General features: G+C 41.9%; 31 protein-coding genes. 16 read left to right on the top strand and 15 right to left on the bottom strand.

What is annotated here, in order from left to right:
- Positions 1-21: 21 nt before the first annotated feature.
- The 3 genes from frr to H6G79_RS12720 all read right to left on the bottom strand — a co-directional run bounded on the left by frr (position 22) and on the right by H6G79_RS12720 (position 1,910).
- Positions 22-570: a ribosome recycling factor gene (gene frr / locus H6G79_RS12730; protein WP_190591088.1), complete on the bottom strand. Its 549-nt coding sequence runs from the start codon at positions 568-570 to the stop codon at positions 22-24.
- Complete coding sequence (gene pyrH, locus H6G79_RS12725) at positions 557-1,285, bottom strand: UMP kinase (protein ID WP_062297013.1); 729 nt, start codon at positions 1,283-1,285, stop codon at positions 557-559. Before pyrH ends, frr begins: the two co-directional genes overlap by 14 nt.
- A 70-nt stretch (positions 1,286-1,355) precedes the next feature.
- The gene (locus H6G79_RS12720; protein ID WP_190591086.1) at positions 1,356-1,910 is read right to left on the bottom strand and encodes a thioredoxin family protein; all 555 of its coding nucleotides are present in this window, start codon (positions 1,908-1,910) and stop codon (positions 1,356-1,358) included.
- Between the two features lie 404 nt (positions 1,911-2,314).
- Between H6G79_RS12720 and H6G79_RS12715 the strand changes: the two genes are divergently transcribed.
- The 16 genes from H6G79_RS12715 (at position 2,315) to H6G79_RS12645 (ending at position 12,387) form a co-directional block, all read left to right on the top strand.
- The gene (locus H6G79_RS12715) at positions 2,315-3,220 is read left to right on the top strand and encodes an alpha/beta fold hydrolase (protein WP_190591084.1); all 906 of its coding nucleotides are present in this window, start codon (positions 2,315-2,317) and stop codon (positions 3,218-3,220) included.
- A 346-nt stretch (positions 3,221-3,566) separates the two neighbouring features.
- The gene (locus tag H6G79_RS12710; RefSeq protein WP_190591082.1) at positions 3,567-4,688 is read left to right on the top strand and encodes a Fic/DOC family N-terminal domain-containing protein; all 1,122 of its coding nucleotides are present in this window, start codon (positions 3,567-3,569) and stop codon (positions 4,686-4,688) included.
- Positions 4,689-4,767: 79 nt separating this feature from the next.
- Positions 4,768-4,899: a hypothetical protein gene (locus H6G79_RS37310; RefSeq protein ID WP_277877239.1), complete on the top strand. Its 132-nt coding sequence runs from the start codon at positions 4,768-4,770 to the stop codon at positions 4,897-4,899.
- A gap of 23 nt (positions 4,900-4,922) precedes the next feature.
- Positions 4,923-5,138, top strand: a complete 216-nt coding sequence (locus H6G79_RS12705; RefSeq protein WP_190591080.1) for a hypothetical protein — start codon at positions 4,923-4,925, stop codon at positions 5,136-5,138.
- Positions 5,135-5,563 (top strand): type II toxin-antitoxin system VapC family toxin, encoded by a 429-nt coding sequence (locus tag H6G79_RS12700; RefSeq protein ID WP_190591078.1) that lies wholly within the window; start codon positions 5,135-5,137, stop codon positions 5,561-5,563. Before H6G79_RS12705 ends, H6G79_RS12700 begins: the two co-directional genes overlap by 4 nt.
- Before the next feature lie 76 nt (positions 5,564-5,639).
- Positions 5,640-7,178, top strand: coding sequence for a HEPN domain-containing protein (locus H6G79_RS12695; RefSeq protein ID WP_190591076.1), 1,539 nt, complete (start codon positions 5,640-5,642; stop codon positions 7,176-7,178).
- 183 nt (positions 7,179-7,361) lie between these two features.
- On the top strand, positions 7,362-7,634 hold the full coding sequence (locus tag H6G79_RS12690; protein ID WP_190591074.1) for a hypothetical protein: 273 nt from the start codon (positions 7,362-7,364) through the stop codon (positions 7,632-7,634).
- A gap of 169 nt (positions 7,635-7,803) precedes the next feature.
- Positions 7,804-7,989, top strand: coding sequence for a hypothetical protein (locus H6G79_RS36700; protein ID WP_242048302.1), 186 nt, complete (start codon positions 7,804-7,806; stop codon positions 7,987-7,989).
- Positions 7,990-8,136: 147 nt separating this feature from the next.
- A complete protein-coding gene (locus H6G79_RS12680) occupies positions 8,137-8,502 on the top strand; it encodes a hypothetical protein (RefSeq protein WP_191049357.1) in 366 nt (121 codons plus the stop codon).
- 216 nt (positions 8,503-8,718) lie between these two features.
- Positions 8,719-8,991: a hypothetical protein gene (locus H6G79_RS12675; RefSeq protein WP_190591070.1), complete on the top strand. Its 273-nt coding sequence runs from the start codon at positions 8,719-8,721 to the stop codon at positions 8,989-8,991.
- Positions 8,988-9,365, top strand: coding sequence for a clan AA aspartic protease (locus tag H6G79_RS12670; protein WP_190591069.1), 378 nt, complete (start codon positions 8,988-8,990; stop codon positions 9,363-9,365). The genes H6G79_RS12675 and H6G79_RS12670 overlap by 4 nt, the downstream gene beginning before the upstream one ends.
- A 129-nt stretch (positions 9,366-9,494) precedes the next feature.
- Entirely contained in the window at positions 9,495-9,695 is a 201-nt protein-coding gene (locus H6G79_RS12665) for a hypothetical protein (RefSeq protein ID WP_062297026.1), read from the top strand.
- On the top strand, positions 9,695-9,955 hold the full coding sequence (locus H6G79_RS12660) for a hypothetical protein (RefSeq protein ID WP_190591068.1): 261 nt from the start codon (positions 9,695-9,697) through the stop codon (positions 9,953-9,955). Before H6G79_RS12665 ends, H6G79_RS12660 begins: the two co-directional genes overlap by 1 nt.
- Before the next feature lie 525 nt (positions 9,956-10,480).
- Positions 10,481-11,170, top strand: coding sequence for an SAM-dependent methyltransferase (locus tag H6G79_RS12655; RefSeq protein WP_190591067.1), 690 nt, complete (start codon positions 10,481-10,483; stop codon positions 11,168-11,170).
- A 269-nt stretch (positions 11,171-11,439) separates the two neighbouring features.
- The gene (locus H6G79_RS12650; RefSeq protein ID WP_190591066.1) at positions 11,440-11,880 is read left to right on the top strand and encodes a DoxX family protein; all 441 of its coding nucleotides are present in this window, start codon (positions 11,440-11,442) and stop codon (positions 11,878-11,880) included.
- Between the two features lie 12 nt (positions 11,881-11,892).
- Positions 11,893-12,387, top strand: a complete 495-nt coding sequence (locus tag H6G79_RS12645; RefSeq protein ID WP_190591065.1) for an ureidoglycolate lyase — start codon at positions 11,893-11,895, stop codon at positions 12,385-12,387.
- A 175-nt stretch (positions 12,388-12,562) separates the two neighbouring features.
- On the opposite strand, the gene H6G79_RS12640 is transcribed toward H6G79_RS12645, so the two are convergent.
- From H6G79_RS12640 to H6G79_RS12585, 12 genes are all read right to left on the bottom strand, one after another.
- Entirely contained in the window at positions 12,563-13,036 is a 474-nt protein-coding gene (locus H6G79_RS12640; protein ID WP_190591064.1) for a TspO/MBR family protein, read from the bottom strand.
- A gap of 379 nt (positions 13,037-13,415) precedes the next feature.
- A complete protein-coding gene (locus tag H6G79_RS36325; RefSeq protein ID WP_199333991.1) occupies positions 13,416-13,868 on the bottom strand; it encodes a hypothetical protein in 453 nt (150 codons plus the stop codon).
- Between the two features lie 142 nt (positions 13,869-14,010).
- On the bottom strand, positions 14,011-16,050 hold the full coding sequence (locus tag H6G79_RS12630) for a DUF6519 domain-containing protein (RefSeq protein ID WP_190591063.1): 2,040 nt from the start codon (positions 16,048-16,050) through the stop codon (positions 14,011-14,013).
- A gap of 19 nt (positions 16,051-16,069) precedes the next feature.
- Positions 16,070-18,193 carry a phage tail protein gene (locus H6G79_RS12625; RefSeq protein WP_190591061.1) on the bottom strand — a complete coding sequence of 708 codons (2,124 nt, stop codon included), beginning with the start codon at positions 18,191-18,193 and terminating at the stop codon, positions 16,070-16,072.
- Entirely contained in the window at positions 18,190-20,931 is a 2,742-nt protein-coding gene (locus H6G79_RS12620; protein ID WP_190591059.1) for a putative baseplate assembly protein, read from the bottom strand. The genes H6G79_RS12625 and H6G79_RS12620 overlap by 4 nt, the downstream gene beginning before the upstream one ends.
- A complete protein-coding gene (locus H6G79_RS12615) occupies positions 20,928-23,345 on the bottom strand; it encodes a putative baseplate assembly protein (protein WP_190591057.1) in 2,418 nt (805 codons plus the stop codon). Before H6G79_RS12615 ends, H6G79_RS12620 begins: the two co-directional genes overlap by 4 nt.
- Complete coding sequence (locus H6G79_RS12610) at positions 23,342-23,713, bottom strand: GPW/gp25 family protein (RefSeq protein ID WP_190591056.1); 372 nt, start codon at positions 23,711-23,713, stop codon at positions 23,342-23,344. Before H6G79_RS12610 ends, H6G79_RS12615 begins: the two co-directional genes overlap by 4 nt.
- A 2-nt stretch (positions 23,714-23,715) precedes the next feature.
- The gene (locus H6G79_RS12605) at positions 23,716-24,039 is read right to left on the bottom strand and encodes a hypothetical protein (protein WP_190591054.1); all 324 of its coding nucleotides are present in this window, start codon (positions 24,037-24,039) and stop codon (positions 23,716-23,718) included.
- Positions 24,039-24,677 (bottom strand): phage baseplate assembly protein V, encoded by a 639-nt coding sequence (locus H6G79_RS12600; RefSeq protein WP_190591052.1) that lies wholly within the window; start codon positions 24,675-24,677, stop codon positions 24,039-24,041. The genes H6G79_RS12605 and H6G79_RS12600 overlap by 1 nt, the downstream gene beginning before the upstream one ends.
- On the bottom strand, positions 24,674-25,813 hold the full coding sequence (locus H6G79_RS12595) for a hypothetical protein (protein ID WP_190591051.1): 1,140 nt from the start codon (positions 25,811-25,813) through the stop codon (positions 24,674-24,676). The genes H6G79_RS12600 and H6G79_RS12595 overlap by 4 nt, the downstream gene beginning before the upstream one ends.
- A 12-nt stretch (positions 25,814-25,825) precedes the next feature.
- The gene (locus tag H6G79_RS12590; protein WP_190591049.1) at positions 25,826-26,116 is read right to left on the bottom strand and encodes a hypothetical protein; all 291 of its coding nucleotides are present in this window, start codon (positions 26,114-26,116) and stop codon (positions 25,826-25,828) included.
- 323 nt (positions 26,117-26,439) lie between these two features.
- Positions 26,440-26,967 (bottom strand): hypothetical protein, encoded by a 528-nt coding sequence (locus H6G79_RS12585; protein WP_242048300.1) that lies wholly within the window; start codon positions 26,965-26,967, stop codon positions 26,440-26,442.
- Positions 26,968-26,996: the final 29 nt, after the last annotated feature.

Below are 26,996 nucleotides of genomic sequence, written 5' to 3'. Positions count from 1 at the left end.
TGACTTTTCAGACTTCAGACTTTAGACAGTTGAGATGTCTTTTTCTTTTTCTGCTAACAATTCGCTGATTTTAGCAGTGTATTTGTCTGTGAGTTTTTGCAGTTTATCTTGTTGGTCTTTAGCTTCATCCTCAGAAATTTCTGAAGCTTTTTCCTGCTTCCGAATTGCATCGATCGCATCACGGCGGATGTTCCGAATCGCTACACGACCTTCTTCAGCATACTTAGCAGCAATTTTAACCAGTTCTTTACGGCGATCGCTAGTTAACGGCGGAATATTTAGCCGAATCACAGAACCATCGTTACTGGGTGTTAAGCCCACATCCGAAAGGGAAATTGCTTTCTCAACAGTGTTCAAACTGCTTTTATCGTAAGGCTGAATCAGAATTGTTGTTGCATCTGGCGTGCTAATATTCGCCAGGGATTTTAAGGGTGTTGGTGAACCGTAATAATCCACCGTCACTTTATCTAATAAACTGGCATTGGCGCGACCAGTGCGAATTGTATTAAATGCCCGTTGAGTTGCCTCAACAGTTTTTTGCATCGTACTCTCAGCTTCAGCTAATTTCACAAGAACCTCCCACAAGGGTGCCGATTGATTCTCCCATGACTGCGCGGCGGATGTTACCTCGCACCGTTAAGTCAAATACCAGAATTGGGATGTTGTTTTCTTTACACAAGGCAATCGCAGTACTATCCATTACCCGCAAATCATGTGTCAAAACGTGTGCATAAGTCAGGCTAGTAAAACGTTTGGCGTTAGGATGTATTTGGGGGTCAGCATCATATATTCCATCCACTTTGGTGGCTTTAAAAATCGCTTCTGCATCAATTTCTGCGGCTCTCAATGCCGCAGCCGTGTCAGTGGTAAAGAAGGGATTTCCCGAACCAGCGCCAAAAATTACCACCCGCCCTTTTTCAAGATGACGGATGGCGCGACGACGAATATAAGGTTCTGCTAACTCTTGCATGGCGATCGCAGTTTGTACGCGCGTCTGTACACCTATTCGTTCTAGCGAATCTTGTAGCGTCATGGCATTCATTACCGTGGCAATCATACCGATGTAGTCAGCCGTTGCCCTATCCATCCCCGCCGATGCCGCTTTTACGCCACGAAAAATATTGCCGCCGCCAACGACTATGGCGATTTGAACGCCAGTGGCTATCACCTCTGCTACTTCTTGTGCTATCTCTTTGACCACTTCTGGATCAATACCATAGCCCATGTTGCCCATTAAGGCTTCACCGCTTAGTTTGAGTAAAACCCGTCGGTAATTCGTTCCCATGAAGTTACGCTTTATCGAAAAAGTTGCAATTGCCTCCAATTTAAGATAGCAGCACAATGACTATCTCTGTCTAGTTGCGCCAAATCAATGTAGTTCCTGCTGGTTCTGTTTCTTGGGGGTTAATTGCTTGATTTTTAAATAAAGCAGCGATCGCATTTCGCAAATAATCTTCTCTAAAAGATGACGGTGCTTGCGGATCACTGTCAATTTTTCCTTTATAACGCACCATCCCATGACTATCGATTAAAAAAGCCATCGGCGTTGTAATCGCGCCAAAACTCCGGGTAACATCTTGAGTCGAATCCCACAGGTAAGGAAAATTTAGACGGTGACGTTCGGCAAAAGCTTTCATTTGTTCAAAGCTTTCTGTCGGGTAATTATGAGTATCACAGCCGTTCATCCCAATCAGGGTAAAGCCACTGGCGGCAAATTCCCTTTGAATTTTTTTGAGCTTGTCTAAATATAGACTGACATAAGGACAGTAGTTGCACATAAAAACAACGCCAACCGCCTGAAATTTGTCTAAATAACGGCTGAGGTGATGCACTTTTTCGTCAGTTCCAGGCAGTTCAAAATCCGGGGCATAACCCCCAACAGGAGTATAAATTGTTTCTAGTATTGTCATCTTCGTGAACCAGAAGGAACTAGGAACAAAAGTCTAGGTGAAATTTAGCGTCATTTTTCTGGCAGCCAACCACCTGATGCCGATGCTCGATACCAAATGATTGTAGAGATCAACCGAGAAACCGTAAATTGTAAAACTACTGAATATAAAACCGTTGGTAAAAATATTACAATCTAGATATTAGTGAGTAATTGTCACAACTCATATTTATCAAAACTTTGACTCAATTCCAAATAAATTTAATCCAGCCTTTATACTTATTTTAAAGTAAAGATAGTTACTATTTTATCTTGGTTTTTATTTTTCTAATTGTAAAATCTTTACAAATTACTTCTACAATTTAAGATAACTCACGAAAAATATTACGAAATATTAAAATTAGTAAATAAAAATACAGATTTTTTATGAAGACTTCGACAACGACTTTTACCGCAAAAACTTGGACATGGCAGGGCTTCCCAATTTGCTACCAAACTCAAGGCACAACCGGGCCTGCCGTTATTTTAGTGCATGGCTTTGGCGCTTCTGGATGGCATTGGCGTAAAAACATCCCAGTATTAGCCCAAACTTGTCGGGTTTATGCCATAGATTTGCTTGGCTTCGGTGCTTCAGCCAAACCTCAGCCGGGTGAAACAATTGCCTACACCTTAGAAATGTGGGGACAGCAAGTAGCAGACTTTTGTCGGGAAGTGGTAGGTGAACCAGCTTTTTTAGTGGGAAATTCCATTGGCTGCATTGTAGCGATGCAAGCCGCAGTTAGTTCGCCGGATATTGCCTTGGGAGTAGCATTAATTAACTGTTCCTTGCGATTATTACACGATCGCAAACGCGCCACCTTACCTTGGACTCGGCGTGTAGGTGCGCCAATTTTACAAAGGGTATTATCTATTAAACCAATTGGGCAATTCTTTTTTAATCAAGTCGCCAAACCCAAAACCGTGCGAAAAATCTTGCTGCAAGCTTATATCAATGCAGAGACAGTCACAGATGAATTAGTCGATATTCTCACCGCGCCAGCCAAAGATCCTGGTGCTGTGGCGGTGTTTTTGGCATTTACCTCATACTCCACAGGGCCGTTACCAGAAGACTTACTGCCATTATTAACTTGTCCAACAATTATTTTATGGGGAACCGCCGACCCTTGGGAACCAGTAAATTTAGGTCGAGATTTAGCTAACTACCCGTCAGTAGAAAAATTCATTCCCTTAGAAGGAGTAGGACATTGCCCCCAAGATGAAGCACCAGAGTTAGTCAACCCAATTTTACAAAATTGGATAGAAGAGCGATCGCAAGTTTTAAAATCTAACTAACAGGCGATCAGTAACTGCTGACCAGGAAAGTTAAACACACAAGCAACACTTCTCAGACAAAGAGAGTTGCGGTTTTAAAGATTATGCCTGTTCATGTCTAGCCCCATTGTCTCTCAAAAGCAGAGGAAAATGATAGACAAAGCTATTTGAGATAAATCCATTCATGTCTAGCCCTCTTGTCTCTCAGAAGCGGAGGAAAATGATAGACAAAGCTATTTGAGATAAATCCATTCATGTCTAGTCCTCTTGTCTCTCATTTTTTAATAAATATTGATATCTATATTATTTGACGTTAATATATGCTTATATATTAACGTCAAATCAAAGCGACTGGGGTTGTAGAGCAGTGGAACTCAATTTAGATAATGCAGTAAACTACCACTACGGTAAATTTCCACCGGGTAGTCTAGATTATGAAAAATTTATAGCGTCATTAGTGAAAGCAACTGATGCAGTAGCTCGATATGACCAGATGCTAAAGAATATGCACAATAGTGAAATACTCTTAGCACCTCTAAGGAACCAAGAAGCCGTTATATCCTCAAGAATGGAAGGCACTGTTAGTACAATGGATGAGATTCTAAAGTACGAAGCAGATCATGATGACAAATTAGAAATTTCCCCAAATGTTAGATCGGAAGTTATTGAGACTCTACTTTATCAAAGAGCACTAAAGTCAGTTCAGAAAATGATGAAAGACGGCTATCCTCTTTCTCTATTCTTGATAAAAACGATTCATGAGAGGTTGTTATGGTTTGGTCGAGGATCATCAAAGTCACCTGGTGAATTTAAGAAAGAGCAAAATTATATAGCAGACACATTAAAAAGGAATATATTGTTCGTTCCAATTAGTCCTGAAAAGCTACAAAATGGGTTGGATGAACTATTTAAATATATTGAACACAGCAAGCATCCAATATTAGTAAAAACTGCTATAACGCATGTTGAGTTTGAGGCATTGCATCCCTTTAAGGATGGCAATGGACGCATAGGTAGAATGTTAATTACGTTAATGCTATGGTTCTTTGGAACAATATCAGAGCCGCATTTCTACATTAGTGGTTATTTAGAGGAAAACAAAGGTTTATATATAAATGCTATGCGAAATGTTTCTGAAAATAATGACTGGGAAGGATGGAGTAACTTTTTTCTAGAAGCAATTGAACAACAGGCAATTAAAAATCTTGAAATTGCGGAAAATATAAGTCAGTTATACGAAAAAATGAAAAATATATTTTCAGAAAATCTATCCTCAAAATGGAGTCTAAATGCGCTTGATTTCGTATTTACAAATCCAGTGTTCAGGAACAATAAATTCACAACTAACAGTGGTATTCCACCTGCCACTGCTGCAAGATTCACTAGAATACTTCTGGAAAAAAATCTTCTTACGACACTGGAAGAAGCATCTGGAAGAAGACCAGCCCTATATTCTTTTGAACCACTAATGGAACTTGTTAGAGTTTAGTATAAAATGTGCCTAACAATCAAGCTGCACCAGAACGTAACAAGTTAATCGGTTGAGTTACCGAGGTTATTTGCGTTTGGTGAGCGTAACCGTTAGTCAATGGAATTTTACAGGATTGGATGCAAGAGCGATCGCACATTTTAAAATCCAACTAACAGGCGATCGATATCCGAAAGATTGTCAAAGCCTTTCTAACTCATTATCCTTATAATCAGTAACCATTAGGAAACCCAAATGGCAGCTAAAACTTCTTTAGAAGAACGGCTTGCAGTAATAGAAGCGGCGATAGCTGAATTGCAGAAGCAAATTGCGGTTCCTCAACCGATGAATTGGCTGCAACAAATTACAGGTTCTTTCAAGGATGAACCTGCTTTTGAAGAGGTACTTGCTTACGGACGAGCAATTCGACAAGGAGAGGAGTCTTTGCTCGAAGCACAAGATGAGCTATGAGATATTTGTTGGATACAGATCATCTGAGTATTCTTCAGCGACAAGCAGGGCAAGATTACATTAACCTTTCAACGCGCATAGCTCACTACCCACTATCAGATTTTGCTGTATCAATTGTGACATTTCAGGAACAGATGCTTGGAAGTCATGCTTATATTAATCGCGCTCGTAATCTGAATGATGTAGTGAAGGGATACCATATCATGGCGCGACTCGTCAGCGATTTCAAAGTTTTACCATTCGTCTCATTTGATGCGGGTGCAGCTACGAAATTTGACCAATTGCAAACACAACGTATTAAACTGGCAAAGATGGATGCAAGAATCGCGGCAATTGCCCTGAGTCGTGGGTTGATTTTGTTAACTCGCAATCATCAAGACTTTGGTAAAGTGTCGGGGTTAATAATCGAAGATTGGACAGTTTGAAGTATCAATAGAAGTAGTCACGCTGAATGAAATTTCCTAAAAATGGATACAGGAGCGATCACACATTTTAAAATCTATGAAAATTCAGCTAAGTAAAGGTGATCTCAATGCAGCTACACAAAATTGGAATACGTTAGTAAACAGCAAAAATAAAAACAAAAATTACTGCATTCCAACCAGTATTGAGGAGTACAATAATTTTGATAAATTTGCAGCCCGATTACAAATTGATTTTCGAGACTGGATCTTACTAGAAAATGCAGTAACAGCATTTAATGAAGTTTTTAACAGAATTTATGAGGCTCCTGAGTTGAAGGGAATAGCTTCTTATGAAACAGTTTATACTGCTCTAAAGAAGGAATTAGAAGTAGAAATTTCTAATAGAGACAAAGCTCCAAACAGCAAAAGGGAGTTTGCCAGTGTGTTAGAAAGTATTCAAAATTCTATTGAGGATAAAGTCAGTTATTTTGACTTCTTCTTTGCAGTTGAAGGACTGGCGCTAGAAGAACTTGATAAAATCAGTTATGGTAAAGTTGAAATCTTTGCTTTTAATCAAGCACTGTGCGATCAGATGACTGCGGCTTATTTGGGAGAAAATGATTCGCAGAACCCAGGAGTATTAGAACATATCCGAGATTTTTTTAATAAAAACTTCCTGAATCGCTTGTGCATAAAATCTACTGCTTATGGGGATTTTGATACTGCTAATAAAAAAGCTTATAGGCAAGCACGAGAGTTAATAAACTATTTCAGATATATACTCTGTTTGTTTATAAATGATAGAGTTTCAGAGCAAATGATAAAAATAAATCTTGCATTTGAAGTATATGGTAATAGCGAAATAACTTTGATTAGAAGAAATAAAGATAATACCATTATCTTGGCTTCTGGTCGCGGTCATAAACCTCTACAAATCTTTTCCATAAATAAAAACCGACTTGAAGATTTATCTTCTAATGGTTTCTTAGATGACTTCTCTACAATTATTAATGCCTCCTCTCAAACGCAGTTAGAAGGATGTATTTTGACAGCAATTTACTGGATAGGTGAAGCCCAAAATGAAGTCGATCTAGATGTGTCTTTTCTGAAATACTGGACTGCACTGGAGTGTATATTTACTGGAACTGAAAAACCTACACACGCTTTAGCGAAAGGGGTTGCAACGCTCAATGCTTTTAGTGGCTACGAGTTTATAAGGGTTGAAGATGCCAAGGAAGTGTATAAAAATATGACGAAGCTCTATGACAAACGCTCAGATATCATTCATCGAGGTATGAATTATTTAGCCAACCGAGTGATTAACGAAGCTGATATTTCTAAAATTTGTAAGTACACAGTATGGAGTATTCTTAGCTTGTTTCATCTACGTTCCATTGGTTACACAAGTATGCAAGAGGTTGGCGATCAAATTAATAGATTATGTTCACAGTGGAATATAGGAATTCCTGCAACTCAAGCACAGCAGTTAGTTCAGATTGAACCTGATGTGTTGAAGTGGTTTCAAGCTCAAGATGGTGAATACAAAACGTTAATCAACTCAATCTTGCGTCAATACATTGAAAGTCATAGTCAAGTAAACACTCAGCCGTATAACAATTCGCTGCAAGCAGACTAACACAAGATTTTGATGCTGAGTTTGACATTCATTGTAGCTGCTCAAGTGAACCGTTAGTCGATGGAGTTTTATCAGATTGGATACAGGAGCGATCGCAGATTTTAAAATCTAACTAACAGGCGATTTTTTGTAAGGTATTATGGAGAGGTTCAAAGAGTTAAAGTAACGACTTAGAACCAGCGTATGCAAGCCATTCTTTTAAGCCGCGAAGAAGTTGCACGTCGGGCAAAGCAACTGTACGGGAGTGGAATCCGTCAAAAAGTCGAAACTGACGAAAACATCGGTAAGATGGTCATCATCGATATTGAAACAGGGGATTATGAAGTTGATAAAACTGGGCTGCAAGCATCCCGGAATCTCAGCAAGAAACATCCAAACGCCCGACTCTTTGGTATTCGTATTGGCTACAACGTGGCTGTCTCATTTGGTGGGGTCATGGAGCGAATTCAGAAGTGATTTCTGGAATTGTGACAGATAGACACGCCACTGTCGCACTGACCTTTCTGCTTCAGAATGGTTCAAGCATAGCGATTGAGTTTGTCATCGATACAGGTTTCACTGGGGAACTCTGTCTTCCTTCGGAAGCGGTTTCATTGATGGGTTTAACATTTAGACCTCTGCAAATTTGGCAGATAACGCTGAAGTTTTGCTTCCAATTTATGAGGCAACTGTCCTTTGCAATGGTGAAGAACGAGAAGTACTTGTCATAGCTACAGGAAGACGACCTTTGCTTGGAACTGCACTGCTGGATGACCAGGAGCTAGTGATTCAGTTTACAGAAGGCGGGTTGGTGACAATTGATGAATTATAAATACTGTATTTGTTTAAGCAATTTCTTCACAAAATAATGAAACAATAAACCACCAAAGATGCTAAGACACGAAGTTAAAAGAGTTTGAGAGAGTTATTCCGTAAGCCCTAAAATAATTAAATTCTCTATTTAAGCTGAGTGATTGAGATGATACACGGAGTCAGTCAAGAAGAGCTAGAGACACCATATGGGCAAGTTGCCTTAAATTTTTCATTAGCTCTTCTGAATCATCAATATGAAAAGGCTCATTCTTATTTAGGATCTGCAATTTGTGATGAATGGACTCCCTCTCTCCTTAAAGAGACTTATGAAGGAATGGTTGACTATTTTGAAATACCTGCAAGTGCAATGTCTATAGATTCAGTTGAAACACACTTACCAGATAATGACTCAGATAGTGCTATGGTTTACGTCTCAGTTATTGGAGAAGTAAATACTGAAGCTGTGATAGTAGTAGTTGCAAATGAATCTGGCAATTATTTGATTCAAAAACTAGAATGGGGACGACCTTAAATCAATTTAAATCTAACAAATCCGTGCAAGGGATGTTTGATTCAATCTGCTAGTTGAGTTTCTCTAAATTCTGCCGCAACCCTGACGGACACCTACCTTTAGTCAATGGAATTTTACAGGATTGGATTAGGGCGCGATCGCAAGCTTTAAAATCTAACTAACAGGCGATCGGTATCAGCTTAAAATAAAGCCATAGACAAACCGAAAATTGGAACGATGACAGTACGACAACCCCGCTACAGTAAAGAGGAATTTGCCCACCGAGGTGATTATATCTATGAAACTCAGATAAAACCTCAAGTTGAGGCTGGGAATGACGGCAAAATTGTAGCGATTGATCTCGAAACTGGTGACTTTGAAATTGACAAGAGTGAAATTGTAGCTTGCGATCGCCTGGAAACCCGTCACCCAGATGCTCAAATTTGGATAGTTCGTATTGGCTCTCGTCACGTTCGTCGGTTTGGCGGACGGACTCGGAGAACTGCATGATTACTGGAGTAGTCAATGCAGAATTTGAACCAATTATTCTACTTTCAATTCGTCGCTTTGATGGCAGAGTTTTTACGAAAGATGCGATCGTAGATACAGGTTTCAATGGTTGGCTGTCGTTGCCTCCAGATGCGATCGCTGAGTTAAACTTGAAATGGAAAAGACGAGGAAGGGCAATTCTTGGAGATGGCAGTGAGTGTGTTTTCAACATTTACGAAGCTGTTGTAGTCTGGGATAGCGCCTTACTAACAATCCCAGTAGACGAAGCTGATTCAGAACCGCTTGTTGGAATGTCATTGATGGAAGGCTATCAGCTAACGATGCAGATTTTTGAAGGCGGTAGTGTCAAACTTCGCAAAGTCGATACGGTCTAACAATGCCGTTGAACACAGACCGTACAGAGTCTGTTCGTCGAGTCCGAGAAATTACTAGCGGCGGGTGAAGGTACTCTACCTTTCCGGGAAAGCTATAATTTTCTCAAGGCTAGAGAGGTACAAAGGGCTATGTCCAATCTGGAGCAAATCGAAGCGGCAATCCTTTCGTTGCCATCAAGTGAGTTTGAGAAATTAAGACTGTGGTTTCTTGATTTAGACTACGAACGCTGGGACGAGCAGATAGAGCAAGACATCGAAGACGGTAAATTAGAGGCACTTGCTCAAGAAGCGATCGCTGAGTTTGAAGCAGGGCATTGTCGAGAAATTTAATGCACTATACAACGCGACGGTTTTGGCAATGCTACAACGCCTTACCTGAAAGTGTTCAGCAATCAGCAGATGAATGCTATGAGTTGCTCAAAGTTGACCCATCTCATCCGTCCTTGCATTTCAAGAAGTTGGGCAAAAAGTATTGGTCAGTTCGTGCAGGGTTAAGTTACCGAGCTTTGGGTGTTGAAGTCGAAAATGGTATTTCCTGGTTTTGGATTGGAACACATGCAGAGTATGACAATTTGATTAGCAAGTTTTAGAGCAGCATAAACGTTATTAGTCAATGGAATTTTACAGGATTGGATTAGGGCGCGATCGCAAGCTTTAAAATCTAACTTAGGACTTACGCAAAAATCACCCAAAAGCTTGATTTATCGAACCGCCAAGTCGCCGAGAACGCCAAGAAATCGTAGAGTCTGCGTAAGTCCTATAACTAACAGGCGATCGGTATAAACTTAGGCACTAATTTTATCTTTATTCGTAAGATAAATCGGATGACATACTGCGTTTGTTCAAGCAATTCCTTTGAGTGTTAGGGATGTTGTACAGAAAAATCCTGGATAACACCAAGGGATACACGGAAAAATTCTGTATACCCCTCCCCTGAAGGATAGTTATACCGAAAAATTCGGTGTAATACCCAAATAAGGATGTAAAAAAGAAGTTTTCCATATATTCCAACAGGAGTTCGCTGTGATGCTTGATATATTAGGACTGAGAAAAAGATTATACGGAAAGATCCCGTATAACAAATAGTTATACTAATATCTTGAGGAGATTTGTAAATGAAGCTCGATGAAGTTGTCCCTTGGGGCAGAACGCTAGAAGAATACAAGTCGATGTTTAGTTTGTCAGAAACAGATTTAAACGCGAAAATTCTTGGATGTGGCGATGGCCCAGCTAGTTTCAATGTTGAGATGACTGAGCTAGGACACTCTGTTGTGTCTATCGATCCGGTTTATCAATTTTCTGCCGAACAAATTGAGCAGCGTGTTCGAGCTACTTATGAGCCAGTCATTTCGCAGGTGAAGCAAAACTCTAGTCACTATATATGGAAGAACTTCCAAAATGCTGATGAGCTTGGCAAGGCGCGTCTCAACGCAATGGAGAAATTTTTATTAGACTATGAATTTGGAAAAACTTCAGGGCGGTATTTATATCAATCTTTGCCAAGCCTAGAATTTGTTGATGACCAATTTGAGTTATGCGTATGCTCTCATTTACTCTTCTTGTATTCAGAACAGTTATCACTTGATTTTCATGTTGCTTCGATTCATGAACTTCTGCGAATTGCCTCAGAGGTTAGGATTTTCCCATTGCTTAAACTTGATGGTGAACCATCCTCGTACCTTAAACCGATTTTGGAAGATTTATCTAATAAAGGTTGTAGTGTAGAAGTTCAATCTGTTGCTTATGAGTTTCAAAAAGGCGGGAATCAAATGTTAAGAATCAGTCGGTCAGAGATCGCAGCATAACAACCCCCTTGCAACGGACGGTCAAAAATCATTGGTGGTGATATAAAAACTAATAGCCGCCGATGAAGGGGAACGTTAGTCAATGGAATTTTACAAGATTGGATTATGGCGCGATCGCAGACTCTAAATCTAACTAATCAAAACCAATCTCCTCATCCTCTCTGCGCCTCTGCGTCCCTGCGTGATGTTTCTTACCATTGATTGAAGACAAATTCACATCAGATCAGCAAACTGAAGTGGTAAGCGCAAGGACAAAATCAGGCGAAACCATGAACAGACGTAAGGAACTCTTTCGTGTCATCTTGGCAATATCAATCATCATCGTCGGTATTACACATTTTGCAGTACCGCAACCTTACGTTAAAATCATGCCGCCACAACTGCCATATCCTTTAGGGTTAGTTTATCTGAGTGGCTTTTATGAGATTTTAGGTGGTATTGGGTTATTAGTTCCGCCTGTAAGTCAAGCAGCAGCTTGGGGGCTAGTGCTGCTATTTATTGCTGTTTTTCCTGCCAATATCAACATGGCAGTTAATCATATTAAAATTGAAACCATACCATACTCAGATTCCCCTTGGCTTCAAGCAATTAGATTGCCATTACAAGCAGTGTTAATCGCTTGGGCTTGGTGGTATACAAGACCTTCAGATCAAGAAATCCAAGCTTCGTTAATTCCTAAATCACTCATTCCCAAAGAATTAGACTGGTAATTGATTAATAATATGAGTACATCCCAAACAGTCCAACAATTAAAAGCAGAATTAATTACCCCCGAAAATTTCCAGCGTTATGGGCAGGTAATTTTTGCTAGTAAAGATGGTAAAGGTTTTGATGCGGAAGATGCTCAATTAAATCTGCAAAATGGCACCCCAAGATTTTATATTATGCGTCTAGAAAAGCGCGGACGTAAATTTAATAAAATTACTCGTCATATAAAATGCACTCAATGTTTAGGTTCATTAGAAGGCAAAGATTGGTTCATTGCCGTGTGTCCTCCCCATAATGAATTAGATGAACCAGTTGTATCAGAAATAGCTGCTTTTCAGATTCCAGGGAATTGTTTTATTAAATTAAATGAAGGAACTTGGCACGCTGGCCCTTATTTTGATCATGGATTTGTCGATTTTTATAATTTAGAATTGGCTGATACAAATGTAGTAGATCATTTCACCCATGATTTTCGCCAAAGTCATCAGTTAGAGTTTGAGATGGTGTAAATAATTCATCCGCGTCCATCTGCGGTTAATTAACAACCATGACTAAACCACACTATCCCTCAATTCACAAGCCAGATGAAAGCATATATTCACCCTTTTCCTGACTTTTTGTCAAGTTATACACTGCCAGTTTGACAAGATAAGGGAGGGGTGAAATCAACCGCAGGTTTGACACTCAGACATCTTGCGGATTGAGACTCTGCATCTGCCAAGTGGTATAAGTACCAATGGGACTCCATAGTAAAAAGGGTACTAATAACAATGCTGCCCAACCGGAGACAGGTAAGACAGCCCCAGTTAATATCAGACCAATAATAAAGCCTGTACCACCAATAATTGTGCCTGCTTGCAGACTTCGCAACCAAAACATTACGGGTGTATAGGCAACGATCGCAATTTCTAAAATTAAATATAAACTCATCAATAACCAAGTAGATGTTGTTCCTGGGTTAGTTTCCCAGACAATATAAGCTGACCAAGCGCCACAAATAAAAATTACACTCCAAATGACCGGAATTGCGGCTTCAAAAGTTAGCCATCTCGGTCTTTGTAAGCGTCTGAACCATTGGCGATCGCGTGGTTGAATTAAATTAGCACCTAAAGCCACCAATATTGCTACGCCACCAATGATCATCCATGATTTAATCATGACCTTATTCCTTGTAATTGCTGCATATCACTGAGATATCACTATTTATAGTCTGATTTTGCCAATTTATTGAATCAATCCTCATCATCCCTGAGTCTGAGAACTTGATATCAGTCAGAGAAGAAGTGTTGAATGTTAAGAAAAAGCTGATAAAAATAGCCTGCGCTTAGTACAAGTACGCTCAGTGACCATCAGAAATTGCTAAAAGGCTTGTGGTATCACTATTCTTTCTTGTGATTTTTGCCTTATTGTATTATTCCGATAACCTTGTCTTTTTCCAAATCCTGGGAGAAATCACCTTGGTGGAATTTGGTATTTCATTCATTAATACGGTGCATCATTATCATTACTTATGTAGCACTATTACACCAAGATTACCTCAAACCGCAAGAGATTTGGGAATGTGAGAAGTTTCGCTGGATTGAACTAATTCTTCTTCTAGTACCTGAATTCCTCCACTAATACGGAGTAAGGTAGTTTGCAGATTTGCCTGTTTCATCTCATAATCTGCTAATATTCTTTGACCATCTTCAAACTCTAATTTGAGGGATTGAAGACGTTGCTCTAGCTGTGCTTTTATCTGATTACTGACTGTTAAATCTTGATTGATGAATCCAGTTTCTGAATTAATCTCTTCAGGTGGTTCGCTGGCATTTTCTAATATTTCGCTTATCTTACTGTGTTCTTCTTGTAGTACCTGAATTGCACCACTAATGCGGAGTAAAGTGTTTTGTAGATTTGTCTGTTTAGCCTCTAAATCTGTTAAGTTTGCTTGCTTTTCTGAAAATTCATCCTTAAGAGATTGAAGGCGTTTTTCGAGTTGTTGTCTCATGTGAAATTAAGAGAAGATAATACAATTATTAGAGTTGGCTGTTCAGCACTAAGAAAGCATTAACTTTCTTGGTCAGATGAGAATTAATGTTTTATCCTGCTGTGAATAAATATAGTATCTTTTTATGACTCACTGATAATTGCTATATGGATGAAATAATAACTATTATTATTCCTTTTGGTTGAGTGTTTGTTTTTAATTGCCAATAGCGATATCCGCTTATATAATCTAGATCCCCATCTATCCAGTTTGCTTCCGATGGGAAATCTTCACCCCTACCATATTCCACAACTTCTATTCCTGTTGCTCCTCCAATTATCGATGCCCTTGGATTTCTTGCTATGTTAGTAATATCTAAAGACCATGCTGGTAAAACTGATACAGCCCATCGTTTAGGGCGTGGAAGTAACAAGTCCAAAACCCCGTTATAGAAAGAGCTTCCCAAAACAGTGCAGATATAGAGATTACTGGCTCCGTCTATTATTATACCTTTAATTGGTACGATACCACCTTTCACGCTTGTGTAACTAGCTGTTTGCAAGCTCCAATTTCCCATCTTTCCAATGCCGATGTACGTCTCAACTAGCAAACTATTATTAGGTGCAACAGTTGTTTCCACATAGTTTTTTGAGCCGATCGCAACTCCTCCTGACACAGCCAGCTTGCTTTGCGGATTGGTTGTGCTGATGCCAACATTACCTTTATTAAATACAAGAACTGAGTTATATAGTTGAGAATTGTTCGTTTGATTAAAGACCCACCTAACATTACTGTCGGTTACGGATGTATTTAAGCTCAAATTGTACAAATTAGGTTCTTTTTTAGCTTCAAACTGGATAGTACTTCCATCGTAGTCATTAGGTGTCTCTACAGTTAACCTAGCTCCTCCTACATTTTTTGTTCCAATACCAACTTTGCCAGTAACATAGAGGTCTTTATCAATTGTCAGTGATCCTGTCATGGTGTCACCGCCTTTGCTCAACAAACCTGTTGTTAAGGGTTTGAAGATGACACGACAATCATCCTTCACAGTAAATTGACCGCCTCTGTACTCCACCAAGGCTAAACTACAGTAGCGATGTAAAATTCCGTGTGGTGATTGGGGTTTGTTACTAGACCATTCGTTATTGGCAGTCAGGTTGCGAGTTGGAATTAACCAGTAGTCGCCTGTTTTATACTCAGCGAAACTTCTGTCTTGAAGTTGATTTTCAAACCTGACCTTAATCTCACTCTCCAGCGTCCTCCAAGAATCTGACACCGATATCTCGCCAGAATCCCAACGCCGTACTATCATTGATGGGTCATAATCTGGTGCTGTGCGATCTGTCCACTCTTTCACAGTCAGTGTGTTTGCTGTAACAGATGCCAACTCTACTAAAAGTCCAGGTTCACCAGAGAGAGTTTGCTTTTCAGTAGTTATCTCCACCCAGTTACCTGCTGCAAATGCCGTTTGAATATCTTGTCCTAGACGACTGACGGTAATCTCCTGACCGACAATTTTCTCAACATGGGTAGCAATTGAGCCATTATCCCGCGACCATTTAAACGTAGCTTGACTGAGCGTACCGCCTGTATGAATTTCCACACGGTAGAGTTGATTTTCTAGGTTTGCTCCCGCTCCTAAGATCGCTGATAATTTACCTAGAGGCTTCTCCCAGCTAGGTTTCCAGTCAGGAGGAGCGAAAAAGCTTTTGTCTGCATTGTTGCCCACTTTTTGGAGTTTTACTTGCCAAACATTCTTGACTCGCGTGGCCGTATCAGCCCCACCCAAAGCAGGTTCCCGAATCTCTGGATCTTCCAGTGCTGTGACGTGGCGCTGCCAGACATCAAGGTAAGCGAAGTAAATACCTTCTTCTTTTGGAAGTTCTGCACTTGGATAGTCTGATTGAGCAGTAAACAGCACAGGCTGGTCATTCTCAAAAAGCATACCCTCAACGTAGTATCGCCCTGCACCAATTTTGAGATTTTTTGGCTCATTAATTGCTGTGATCTCAAATCCAGCATACTTTTCTGGTGCGCCACTCTGACCGATGAAATCGGTGATTTCAGCAGCAATTCGATGCTCTGTAATATCAAGTTGTTCGTTCCAATCTGCATCTAGTTGGACGCGCCCTTGTTGCATCAACACGCGGCTGAAACGTTTTTGGGGATTGAAGGTAAACCGAGAAAAATCGCCTTTCATAATATTTCCTTTAATAACTTCAAGAGATATAGAAAATTCCAGATTCTGAGCCAGCAGGCAAATATTCTTCTAAGCTGAGACGAAGATAAGCGGTGCGTTGAGGTTGGTGAAGCAGATGAAATGCACCCATCTCACCGCCATCGTCTGCACCTGTGGCAATTTCTGGCGGACAAGCTAGTGCTAGTTGGGCGTATCCTGGATCGCCATACTGCACAGAGGTGAATAGGGGTTTGATTTGCCGATCGCCATTACTCCCATCCAGAGGCTGACAGCAGTAACGGCGCGGAGTTTGGGAATCTTCTGGCAGATAGCTGAAGCGCACACTACCTGTTTGGCAATTTTTCACCGTGACAGGTGCTGTAAATATCACATTAGATGCTAGTGTGAGTTCGTGGAGGTTAACTTTACCAAAGATTGTAGTTCGCTCTAAAGTGGTGCGGGGGTGAGATTTGTCGTCTGCGGTGTTGGTAGCGATCGCATAATCTAAATCTGCATTATTACGCAATTTGTTTGTATCTATAGTTGCATCATTTGTAGCTTTTCTCAAGCTAGATACATCCTCTAAAATGCTGTCTATGATGCTGTCTTGTACTGTTAAACTGACAATCTGCTCTGGCAATTGTAAAGCACCGACAATGCTATGAGAGATAAATATTTGCAAACTGGAAATATTCTGTTTTGATTTTTCTACCTGCACTCCACCAATCAAAGTACAGTGAATGATGTTCAGTTTCAACCCTGTTTGAATGCTGACTTTACTATCAATTAGTATTCCATTGAAGGTCAACGCGGCATCGGGATTGTTATCTGCAACCTTGAAAACTAACGGGTTTTTACCACAACTAATGATAGGGCGCATTCCGTTGGCTGCTTGAATCGTCAAGCGACCGGCTTTTTTCAGGATGATTGGTTCAGTGAGTTCATGCACTTGGCTATCAGCGATTTCAATGATGCCAGATGGATTGTTTTGAGCTAAATATTCTCGTAAAGCATCCTGCAACTTTTTCCCATCTTGACTAACGACACAGTACCAGGGAATAGAATCATTCGTTGCTAAAGTTGGCTGGCGGTCATAGGGGCCGCCACCAATGTCACCACTAAAACTGTAGCAGTAGCTAACGTTCACAGCTTGGGTTGGTGGTTCGTTGATCGGGAAAGCTATTCGTCCCAATTTGACATCTACAGCGACTTTACCTGATTCGGGACTTTGCCAGTTACTTAAATCCATACTCACCAGCTGCATCGGTGAGATATTTGAGATGTTGAAGCTGCGATTAGGGCCGTAATATTGGCTGTCTGGTGGTTGCTGGTCTGGTCGTGCGTCTTTGTATTGCTGTTGATATGCTTTTAAATCGACTGCAAATGCTTGTTGAGCGATCGCACCAGGTAAGTTAATTACTTCAGCAAATTGAGTAATTTCGGTTTTGGTTTGGGGTCGATTGAATAAAGTTGTCTGATAGCCAAGGGGGTGAAAGGTATACCCAATAATTTTTTCTCCTGCTGAATCTTTCACAGGGTAAGCGGGACTGTTGGTAATTGGATAACTTTGCAGTCGCCAGACAAACAAGCCTAGATTCGAGATGTTGTATTTGCCGCGCATCGCCGCGAAGGATTGCTCAGATTTTATCCCATCTGGACTGATGCGACGTATATCCACTAAATGAGCGATCGCATCAAACGGCGAATTTAACTGTTCTAAGTTTGCTTGCTGACGGATGTCGATAGTAGTGCCTTTACCCAGACGGATATGATTGATATTTTGGGTAGCACTGAGTAGCTCAAAAAATTCTACTACCTTAGCTCTCCAGCCAGTGACATCAAATGTGATATTTTCTAGAATGGCAGGAGTACCCTTGCGGCGACGATAGGCAATTGTATTGGCAACGTATGACCGTTGACTCCACAACAGACTTTTTTCATCATTTAAACCCTCAATTCCCAATAAGTCTGCGATGTAAGGAACCACCCACTCATCACAGGTTTCGATGAACCAGTTTTCATACAGCCCATCAATATCGGCCTCAATTGTTCGCAGTTGGCTTTCCATAACTGCAAGTAAAGCCCGCAACGGTTCTCCCTGCGCCAAATCTCGTTGGCGATAGATAGACGGGAGGAGATGATAAAGACGTTCTAACTGATTCATGAGCCTTTTTTGAGTGTTATGCCTTGAGGGTTAATTAGTAATAACTGAGATGGCAAAGCTTGTTTTTTATTTACATTCCAAGAGGCTGTTTTTGCTTCTAGAGATGAAGGAATTGGTTTGGTTTTATTGTCAGATGTTAAGTAAAGAAAATCCAAATTAACTGCTAATACACCCGCGATATTTTGGATAATTTCAATAACTTCTGAAGCGGCCACTGCTTGTCCAAATTCACGTTTGGCGAAACTAAATGTTTGATTGAGTGTACTTTCTATAATCTGCTTGACACTATTTTCCTGATAACGTTGGTCAATCCATACTGTTGTTTCTATGTTAAAGTACAACGGCTCATAGGATTGAATTTCCACAAATTGTAATGGATTACTCATATTAGAAACAATTGCTTGTTTCAGGTTGGTAAAAAGTGCAGAATTAGATTCAACTTGTTGACCATCATCAGCAGCAATAGTAATGTGTATTAATTTTGTTTGTCCTGTCCAGAGAATGACGGCTTGAGCTTTGCCAATACCAGCAAAACTTTGAGTAAAGTTTTGAAAGTCTCGTAAAGAAACAATCCGATCTAGTGTGCGGACGGTGCGGGGAGTGTTATCGCGGATATGTAAAGAGGTTTCGCGATCGCCTGCGCCTGTGGCATCATGCAAATTAGTGACATCCCGAATTCCTAAAGGTCGGTTTTGCAGCAGTATCAAAGAACCTGCTTTGACTTCTCCAACTTGACCAATACCACTACGATAAGTGGCAATGATATTTTCTTGCCCACTGGGTAAGCGAGAACCATGAATCCCATCACCAAAGATAATGGTAAACTCGCCTCGGTCGTCAATTTGTACAATGTAGCATTGGCTACGGGCATCTTGCTCTTCTAGAGATATAACTTCTTGCCATAGTACATTATTCACATAGACTTGCAAGGTACTTTTGCTACCACTGGCTGTAGCTTCCGAGACATAAGTTAAAGGTGGTTTTTTCAGCTTAAATCTTTGGTTAGCTTGCCCGCCATTACCACTACCAAGGACTTCTTTTTCTACAGTTTCACCGTGTGTGGCTGGGACAACATTGGCATAAATAGTCATACTTGCAGTATCGTAATCATGCTGGAGGTCATAGCTCAATGTAAGAGATTGAGAGTCATCCATACTGCCAACAAAAGCAATTTCGGTATTAGTTTTGTCCTTGATGATGACTGTGCGTCCAGGTTCTAGTGGAGGTATTGACTGCGCTAGTTTAATCAGTGGATTTTGCCGCTTAATTGATGGTAATTCTTGCGGTTTTTTGAACAGTAGTAATTGTTCGCTTTGAATAAAAATAGTAGTTTTACGTAAATCGAACTTTTCTAAACCATTGCTACTTGTAACATTTATTCGGGTAACTTTTCCTGCTAATTCAAAATCTGAGCGGAAAACAGTAGAGCTATTTTCAACTTGATAAAGTTCAGATGATTCATCCTGATTTAACAGCACCCAGCTTCCTGGTAAAACATTTGGATATAAGGCATTCAAGTCAATTTGTGAAGATTGAATGCTAAATTTACTCCATTCCGATATTGCTTTATTGTAAATAAAACCTTGTATGTTATCTAGGTTAGGAATAAAGCCAGAATCAACTGTAATTATTTTTTTATTTTCAGAAATATTAACTACGGTTTTTGATTGATTAGCAACTGTGATAATATCACCTTTGTTAATAGATGTGGTGAAGACTGCATCATTATTTACTCTTATAGTTATGCCAGTGCAATTAATAGTTTCGCTACCAAACTGACTAGGGCTATATTTGCGTTTAATTTCCGGGGATAATTCACTCCAGTCGCGAGCATTATGACCGAAAAGCGATGCTTGCTGTCGAAAGGCGAATACTTGCAGATTATTAGCGGAACTGTGTGTTGCATTTACTAACACTGCTGGTAGTGTTTGTTTTGTGTTATTATTCCAGCGAATCAATGTAAAGTTGTTTTGGGCATCAGTTTCTACAGATTCCAAAGTTAAGAAAAATCTAAATTCACGCTTGGGAGGATTTGCATTGGGATCAGGTGAAACAGGCAAAGGAGCAGTGTTATCACCCCCTGTATCACTGATAATTAAAATGCGATCGCCGGGCTGAAGTCTAGTATTTGTTCCTTGTAAACTTAGTTCAGTTGTGTCTTGATCAAATTTTGGCGTGTCGAATTTTGGGGAAATATCGGGCTTGAGGCTATTCCACTCAACTCGTGTTTTTATCTCTGCAATAGTTTCAAAGGTCTGGGGAAGTTCTCCTGGTGCTTTGGGAATACTCTGCACCCTTGTGCCAGCAGGAACTGTAACTTCTTGGGCTGAACCTGGTGCATCTTCGACGGTAAAAGTTAGGTATGTACTAGCAGCAACCCCAGGATTGAGTTTATAACCAACTGTACGCGATAATTCTAAAATGGAGCGGTCTTCAGTGGCTGTTCGCAGATATCCTTCGTTAGCAATTCGCTCTTGGTAAAACGTCAGGACATCTCCAACCACTGCCCAAGCATCAAGGAGGGCGATCGCAGGATCATCAAGATGTTGTGTAGTTAGTTTATGTAGGGGATGTTGTGGCTTTTGTGTGTCGGGACTCTGGGGAATTTCTTGGGTTGGTAAACCTGCCAATAGACGTTGAAAGAAGCTGGGGTGAGTGCCTATGCGGTAAGCCAAGGCACTTAATCCAGGGGGATTGTAATTAGTAGGTTGCTCTGAACTGACATCTGAACTATTCATAAGCCACCCTTGCAATTAAACTCAATTCTGCCGTTTTCTGGCGCATCTAAGTTATTGTCGAGACGAGCAATTTCCAGAGGCGCGATCGCAATTTTTCCTGTCTCGATTTCGTTTCCGCTAGGCGAACCCCAGCGTTGAAACCGCTTAATTGGCATCTCTACTTGCACAACTCCTGGTAACTCCATTGCTGTCTTGACAATTTGACTTACGTAAACTGGTTGACCAAAACTCCAGTTGTCTGGATGAAAAAAACCACGCTTACCATTGGGCAAGTCTACGTTACTAAAGGTTTCCAATAGCAGCCGCTTGACGCTGCTGGCAAAGTATCCCGGTGCTACTTGCACTGTTAAGGCAATATCTAAAGGGACAAATTGCGGTGCAGTAATTTCTAAGTCATAGCCAGCAAGGCGGTAGGGTGCAATAAATTGCCGCAACGTGGCTTTAAAAGTTTCGTCGATAGTTTGATTTTTCCGACCTTTCACCGCAATAAAGACAGTGTTCCAACTACCAGTCCAACGAATAGTAACTGCGGCTGTTTGCACTAGTGGGTGACGTGCTAAAACTTTTTGGTAGTCCGCCGCCGTAATACAGCGTTGCTGTTGATTCCGAAACACTTCTGGGGCGTACAGCCGTACCTGATCAATAGATTCGGGTTCTGTACCTCCCTGTGCTGGTAAGGGATTTCGCACTTGTATAATCTTTTTTCCGATTTCAGCATCGCAGACAATATGTGCGATCGCATCATGTCCGACATTACCCTGTACACCGTTGCCGACTCTATAGTTTGCTATTAATTGATTTTGGCTAGTTGGTTTTCTGCCCCGCACTCCGTCCCCGAAACGCAAATGGGCAATACCATCACTTTCCATTTCCACCACAAAATCATTAGCAAAGCGATCGCTATTCAATAAATCACGTCTTGCCCACCAAATCCTATCAGATTTCTCCTCATGGATCTCGATCATCGGTGTGGCTGCATCAGGGTTTTGGGTCAGGGTTTGATTTGCTGACTGTTCTTTTCCCTTCACCACTTCATAAACAACGGCGTGTGTCAAGCCAATGTTTTGCAGTTGTGGGCGATAGCGTCCGGTTTGGGGTACGGGTGGGAGTGTCTCGGCGGTAATTCTTTTGCCATGCTCTGCCAGTACAATATTACCTTGGGCAATGCTCATGTTTTCTAGAGATTGAGTGTCTTGATAAATGGCAATGTCTAAGGGGAATGGTAAAGAGTCTTCAGGATGCCACTCAATTTCAGTAATCTCTTGAGCAAAGAGTGTATCTTGTTGAGGAGTGACTTTAGTTAAGCGTACCGCGTGGCGATGTTTGGGGTCAGGGGCATTACCTGTGGTTTTACTTTGAATTTCCTCCAAAATCAGTACATCCCCTGCCTTTAAGTTGGTCAAATTCCCTTGTAATGTGGCACGGGTAGCCCCTAGAGGCAAGGAAAATTCCCTGGCTCCCCAGGTATAAAAATTAATTTGGTTGAGTTCGCTAAAGACGGTGAGGGGGTAAATTGTTTCAAATACCTGGGTTTGCTGGAATAATAATTTTTCATACTCAGCCGGAGTAATGGCTACTCCTGGGGATGAGTTGGTGCTTTTAGTGATTAATTTAGTTCTGGCTGGTAATAATAGTCCTGGTTGAGTCACTTCATCGTTGACTTGCACTTGCACCCAGACACGAGCATTACAGCCTTCGTGCATGGTGTAGTCGATTAACCTGGTGTGGCGACCAATGGAAATGCGTCGTCTTGCTGTTCCCAGATAAGCTTCTGTTGCTACGGCATCTTGGTAATAACTGAGGCGATCGCCTGCATAGGCTAAAATTTCTACTAAGGTGATGCCTAAATCTGCTGGGTGGCGTTCTTTCCACTGGGGCATGACGACCGATAAACGGTCAAGCATTAACTGGCGAAAACTGCTGTAATCTCTAGCTAGATAATCAATTTCTAAGGTTGAGGGTGGCTCTGGTAAACTGGGGAGCGATCGCAATGGATCGAAAGGACTAGGTTTATCGACTTCTAGGGAGAAATTCGCCTGGGAGAAGAATGGATCGAGGTGCGCTACATTGATTAACTCTAGGGTATAAACCGGGAAGTTTCCTGATGCAGATGTGTCTTGTTGTCTGTCTTGCACCTGTAGGAGTTGGACTTGCAGGATGTTAGGAGAACTATGGGTGATACTCTGTACCTGTAAGTTAGTTGTGACGTTTGCACCCCTGGTAATGCGAATATTGGCGGCTGTGATTTGGGATAGAGAATTGTACTTAGTCTCTACCCCAGGCAGAAAATAGAGCCTCAACTGTAGAGGATTAGTTTCTACTTGAATATAATCCAGACCAATTTGTTGAGGATGAGAAATAATCCTATCTCTTCGCAAGTTGCGGGAGAAATCATCAAGTTGTATGTCACTCATCCCACTCCACCTCGCTCAAATTGGGCTACTTGGCGTTCTTGATTGCGACGAATAATGTACTGTACAACCACTCGTAAGGTAGATTCTTCACTTGTAACTTGTAAAGCTTCCACTTGAATTAAATCACCCAGCCATTGTTGTAATGCTCCCTGGACAAGAAACTGAGTAGCTGCTGCCATTTCGTCACTATTGGGAGCAAACACCAACTGCATTAACCCACTGCCAAAGGTAGGGCGGTTGACGCGTTCCCCTGGCATGGTAAATAGTAGTTGCTCAATCATTTGGCGGATATGGTCGTCGGGGGAGGCGTTGGCAATGCGGCGACTGCTGTCATCAATTTGGAATGGATAGGCAATTTCTGTATTCATCGCTACATCCCCTTGACTCGAACTTGGGTGGCTGCAATGGTTAACCCCGTCTCTGTAGGTGTGCAGACGGCTTGAGAATCTTGTAAAAGGACGGGCATTCCGTTCGCTTTTATTCTTGTCGCCGCCACCACCCAGGAAGCAGTCACGCAGGGTTGGGGTGTTCCAGATGGTAGCGTGTTGGGACAACCTGCGATCGCATAGGTACTCGTCTGCGTGACAATCGGTTCTCCACAGACTTTCACCTGTGGGTTGACAACAATGGGTTGTGCCGAGCCACTATGTAGACATAAAACCGTCGCACCTTGGTGTAATAAAAAACCAGGCATCACATCACCTCCAAAGCACCATTGTTGATGGAAACACTAGCAGGCGAAAGTTTGACGCTGGCAGCACCGTTACTCAGTTCAATATTATCTGAGGAAAGTTTGACTGTTGCTGGTGGGGTGTCTAATTCTACGCCTGATGCCGAAATTTTCACGCTTGCGGGACTGTTGCTCATCTCAATCCCGGAAGTAGCCAGCTTAATAATGGCTGGATTACAGTTAATTTCAATTCCTTGGGTATTACATACTAATTTGAGCGGTACTTGTACCACGGGAGGCTCAACTGCCAAAGTGAATCCTCCGCCTGGGCCATCGTCGAGGGTAAGGGTAATGCTCTCTGTTTTCCAACCTTTTTTGGTAGCCAGGGCAAACTCGGTAGGAACTTCACCCATTCCCCAAAAACAACCACTCCAAATCGGGTAATCTGGATCACCGCCTTCAAACTCTACCCAAACATTGGCACCAATTGGCGGAAGAACAAAGAAGCCCACGTTCTTCCCTGCATAGGGTACACAAGGCATTGCCCAACTTAGGCGACCACCGCCCAGAACCGAGGGAACGCTCACTTGGATTCTTCCCATCTTTTGGGGATCTACGTTTTGAGTTACCTTTCCCCGATATTTGCCGAAAAATCGTTTCATGGAATGACCACTGGTGTTGTTGTTCCCACCCCTTCGCGAGTCAGGGTGAAGCTTTGTTTGTATTCACCTAATCGCAATTGATGGGTGACATTCTTGACGTAATACAAGCCGTCGTAGGTGCTACCTACACCACGCAAGCCAACCAACCCCCGTGCTTTCAATACGCCGTTGTAGCGCACTACATCTAGTTCTCCAGTTGCTTCCACCACCTGATCCATCGAAGCATCGGTAATTGCCTGGGCGCGAGCCAGCATCTGGGCGTAGGTTAAGCCTGCGGTATTTTTGGGCAGGACTGTGCGGGCTTTGGCAGTTCTCAGCATGGCGGATTGGGTTGCCAGGGGCAACCGTAGGCTAGAGAAGGTTTTGACTGGGAGGCTACGCTCCGTCAGGCTATCTTGTCCCAGTCCCGACACAAAGGTGGGGGTCAATGCTTTGTGCTGGATGTTGATGGAGTTGACATTGGTAGAGGTTCCCAGGTTGACAGAAAGGGCGCGTTGGGGAATGCCTGCACGGGTGGGTGGCCCCCAGTAGGCGGTATTGGTGCCGGGAACGGGGCCGGGAGAGATGTAAAATACATAGGCGTACCGCTCCGCCAGTTCTTCCAGGTATTCCAAATCTGTGCCTATCTGCACGGGAACCCGCTCCACGGGGTTGGGAACATCGATGGAGGCGGGGGGAATTACTGTGGGAATCAATCCGTATTGGGCATAGGTGGCAATGATTTTCGGCACGATCGCAATATCCGGTTGGGCAGGATGAGCGACAATCTTCTCTTCCATGTCCATCATGACGCTGACATCTTCGCCTGTGACTGTGAGCAGGCCGGAGTTGTTGCTGGTGGGGGACAACTGCTGGTGGGTAATGATGCCATCTATCAATACATGGGGAATGGCGTTGACGGTGACGACAACGATGACACGGTTGAAAGGACGCAGTAAAGGCAGTTTGAGAATGGGATAGTCGATGGCGGCAAACAGACCACTGCGATCGCATTTGAAGGACAATTGAAACCCCGATCGCCCCGCATCGGTTTGGGTAATTTCGATGTTGTCTAAGGCTTGAATTAGGTTGGGGGGAGCCGGAAGCGGCACGGTGGGGCCTATGAGGAGTGAGAGGCGAATACCCTGGAAAAACATAGTAATCTTCCCCTAAAATTGGGTCTGGGCAATGTGCAGGATTCGCCCAATTTCCGCAGTCAGGTCAAAGGGATTCATGGCGTTATTGGCATCGCAGATTTGCCAGTATTGTTCGGGGTCGCCCAATAAATCTGCGGCGAGGGTATCCAGGCGATCGCCTTCTTTGACTCGCATCTCCAGCACCCTGGATAAAGTTTCCGCCTGGGGCAGAAAGCGTCGCCGTTTATAAGAGAGATGTCGCCCTTCAGCAGTGATGAGAGTGGCGGTTTCTAATTCGTAGTAGCGACTGGTATGATCGAACATGATTGACCCCTTTGTGGGAAGTTTTTCAGATATGTTTAAATCTGGTGGAAGCCTAATTCAAGATTGTTATTTTGATAAAATTTCAGAATTAGCAAATTGCATTCTAAATTGATTGATCAGGAGTTAATTGAATACTTTTTAAACCACATCTATTTTGATAAACATAGTTTTTCATGGGTAGTGGGAGCATCTTGCTCCCTGTTGGTAGTAGCGGGCAAGATGCCCGCACTCCATATTTTAAAATGGACGAGGTTTGTTTGCTTATTATTCTGCTTAGAAATACTTGTATTCATTAAACATAAAAACCGGATTTAAATCTACAATTAGCTTAATAACTTAATATTTGTCCCCAATAAATTATTTAAGCTGGTGCCTGTTCCCAATGTTGCCATTGTTTCTTTAACCACCTGATGAGCCAGATATAAATGATAACCGGGATGGGTGATTGGCAAATCGGAATAGGTCAAAACTCGCATTCCTAAAGAGACTTTCGCCCTAATTGGATTCAGGTTTGTGTCATGGGCTTCTTCGGTGATGCTGAAGCTGGTAATGTTTACGGGTAAAATGCGGCGTTGTCCCCAAATAAACAGCGTTAATTTAGGTGGTGGTGGCATTATTTCGATCGTTCCCACAGCCAACATAATCGTATTGGCAATCACCATTGAACTGGCAGGATAAACCAGCATTTCCAATGCCGAAAGTTGGGGATAAATACCCATATTGACGGCAATATCTTTGCCTTTTTCTAACTGGTCGGTGGCATCCATTTCAATATCGATATTGATACTTTCTGCCGCCGCTCCACTCAGCCGTAAACCTACGGTAGAACCCGCCTGATCGTTGCCTTGCATCTGTGGTTCCAATGAACGAGTTAGCGTTT

It is taken from the genome of Anabaena sp. FACHB-83 (genome assembly GCF_014697485.1).
Taxonomy (GTDB): Bacteria; Cyanobacteriota; Cyanobacteriia; order Cyanobacteriales; family Nostocaceae; genus Nostoc_B.
The sequence above is the reverse complement of the archived record's forward strand: the minus strand, read 5'-3'. Positions and strand labels throughout refer to the sequence as shown.

Coding starts and splice junctions, on each gene's coding strand:
- H6G79_RS12595 (WP_190591051.1), bottom strand. CDS start 25,813: ATGTTTTTCCAGGGTATTCGCCTCTCACTCCTCATAGGCCCCACCGTG.
- H6G79_RS12660 (WP_190591068.1), top strand. CDS start 9,695: ATGCACTATACAACGCGACGGTTTTGGCAATGCTACAACGCCTTACCT.
- H6G79_RS12720 (WP_190591086.1), bottom strand. CDS start 1,910: ATGACAATACTAGAAACAATTTATACTCCTGTTGGGGGTTATGCCCCG.
- H6G79_RS12645 (WP_190591065.1), top strand. CDS start 11,893: ATGAGTACATCCCAAACAGTCCAACAATTAAAAGCAGAATTAATTACC.
- H6G79_RS12650 (WP_190591066.1), top strand. CDS start 11,440: ATGAACAGACGTAAGGAACTCTTTCGTGTCATCTTGGCAATATCAATC.
- H6G79_RS12675 (WP_190591070.1), top strand. CDS start 8,719: ATGACAGTACGACAACCCCGCTACAGTAAAGAGGAATTTGCCCACCGA.
- H6G79_RS12670 (WP_190591069.1), top strand. CDS start 8,988: ATGATTACTGGAGTAGTCAATGCAGAATTTGAACCAATTATTCTACTT.
- H6G79_RS12655 (WP_190591067.1), top strand. CDS start 10,481: ATGAAGCTCGATGAAGTTGTCCCTTGGGGCAGAACGCTAGAAGAATAC.
- H6G79_RS12680 (WP_191049357.1), top strand. CDS start 8,137: ATGATACACGGAGTCAGTCAAGAAGAGCTAGAGACACCATATGGGCAA.
- H6G79_RS12640 (WP_190591064.1), bottom strand. CDS start 13,036: ATGATTAAATCATGGATGATCATTGGTGGCGTAGCAATATTGGTGGCT.
- pyrH (WP_062297013.1), bottom strand. CDS start 1,285: ATGGGAACGAATTACCGACGGGTTTTACTCAAACTAAGCGGTGAAGCC.
- H6G79_RS12610 (WP_190591056.1), bottom strand. CDS start 23,713: ATGAATACAGAAATTGCCTATCCATTCCAAATTGATGACAGCAGTCGC.
- H6G79_RS12705 (WP_190591080.1), top strand. CDS start 4,923: ATGGCAGCTAAAACTTCTTTAGAAGAACGGCTTGCAGTAATAGAAGCG.
- H6G79_RS12615 (WP_190591057.1), bottom strand. CDS start 23,345: ATGAGTGACATACAACTTGATGATTTCTCCCGCAACTTGCGAAGAGAT.
- H6G79_RS12665 (WP_062297026.1), top strand. CDS start 9,495: ATGTCCAATCTGGAGCAAATCGAAGCGGCAATCCTTTCGTTGCCATCA.
- H6G79_RS12600 (WP_190591052.1), bottom strand. CDS start 24,677: ATGAAACGATTTTTCGGCAAATATCGGGGAAAGGTAACTCAAAACGTA.
- H6G79_RS36325 (WP_199333991.1), bottom strand. CDS start 13,868: ATGAGACAACAACTCGAAAAACGCCTTCAATCTCTTAAGGATGAATTT.
- H6G79_RS12690 (WP_190591074.1), top strand. CDS start 7,362: ATGCAAGCCATTCTTTTAAGCCGCGAAGAAGTTGCACGTCGGGCAAAG.
- H6G79_RS12605 (WP_190591054.1), bottom strand. CDS start 24,039: ATGCCTGGTTTTTTATTACACCAAGGTGCGACGGTTTTATGTCTACAT.
- H6G79_RS12700 (WP_190591078.1), top strand. CDS start 5,135: ATGAGATATTTGTTGGATACAGATCATCTGAGTATTCTTCAGCGACAA.
- H6G79_RS12630 (WP_190591063.1), bottom strand. CDS start 16,050: ATGAAAGGCGATTTTTCTCGGTTTACCTTCAATCCCCAAAAACGTTTC.
- H6G79_RS12620 (WP_190591059.1), bottom strand. CDS start 20,931: ATGAATAGTTCAGATGTCAGTTCAGAGCAACCTACTAATTACAATCCC.
- H6G79_RS12585 (WP_242048300.1), bottom strand. CDS start 26,967: ATGCAAGGCAACGATCAGGCGGGTTCTACCGTAGGTTTACGGCTGAGT.
- H6G79_RS12625 (WP_190591061.1), bottom strand. CDS start 18,193: ATGAATCAGTTAGAACGTCTTTATCATCTCCTCCCGTCTATCTATCGC.
- H6G79_RS12695 (WP_190591076.1), top strand. CDS start 5,640: ATGAAAATTCAGCTAAGTAAAGGTGATCTCAATGCAGCTACACAAAAT.
- H6G79_RS12715 (WP_190591084.1), top strand. CDS start 2,315: ATGAAGACTTCGACAACGACTTTTACCGCAAAAACTTGGACATGGCAG.
- H6G79_RS12590 (WP_190591049.1), bottom strand. CDS start 26,116: ATGTTCGATCATACCAGTCGCTACTACGAATTAGAAACCGCCACTCTC.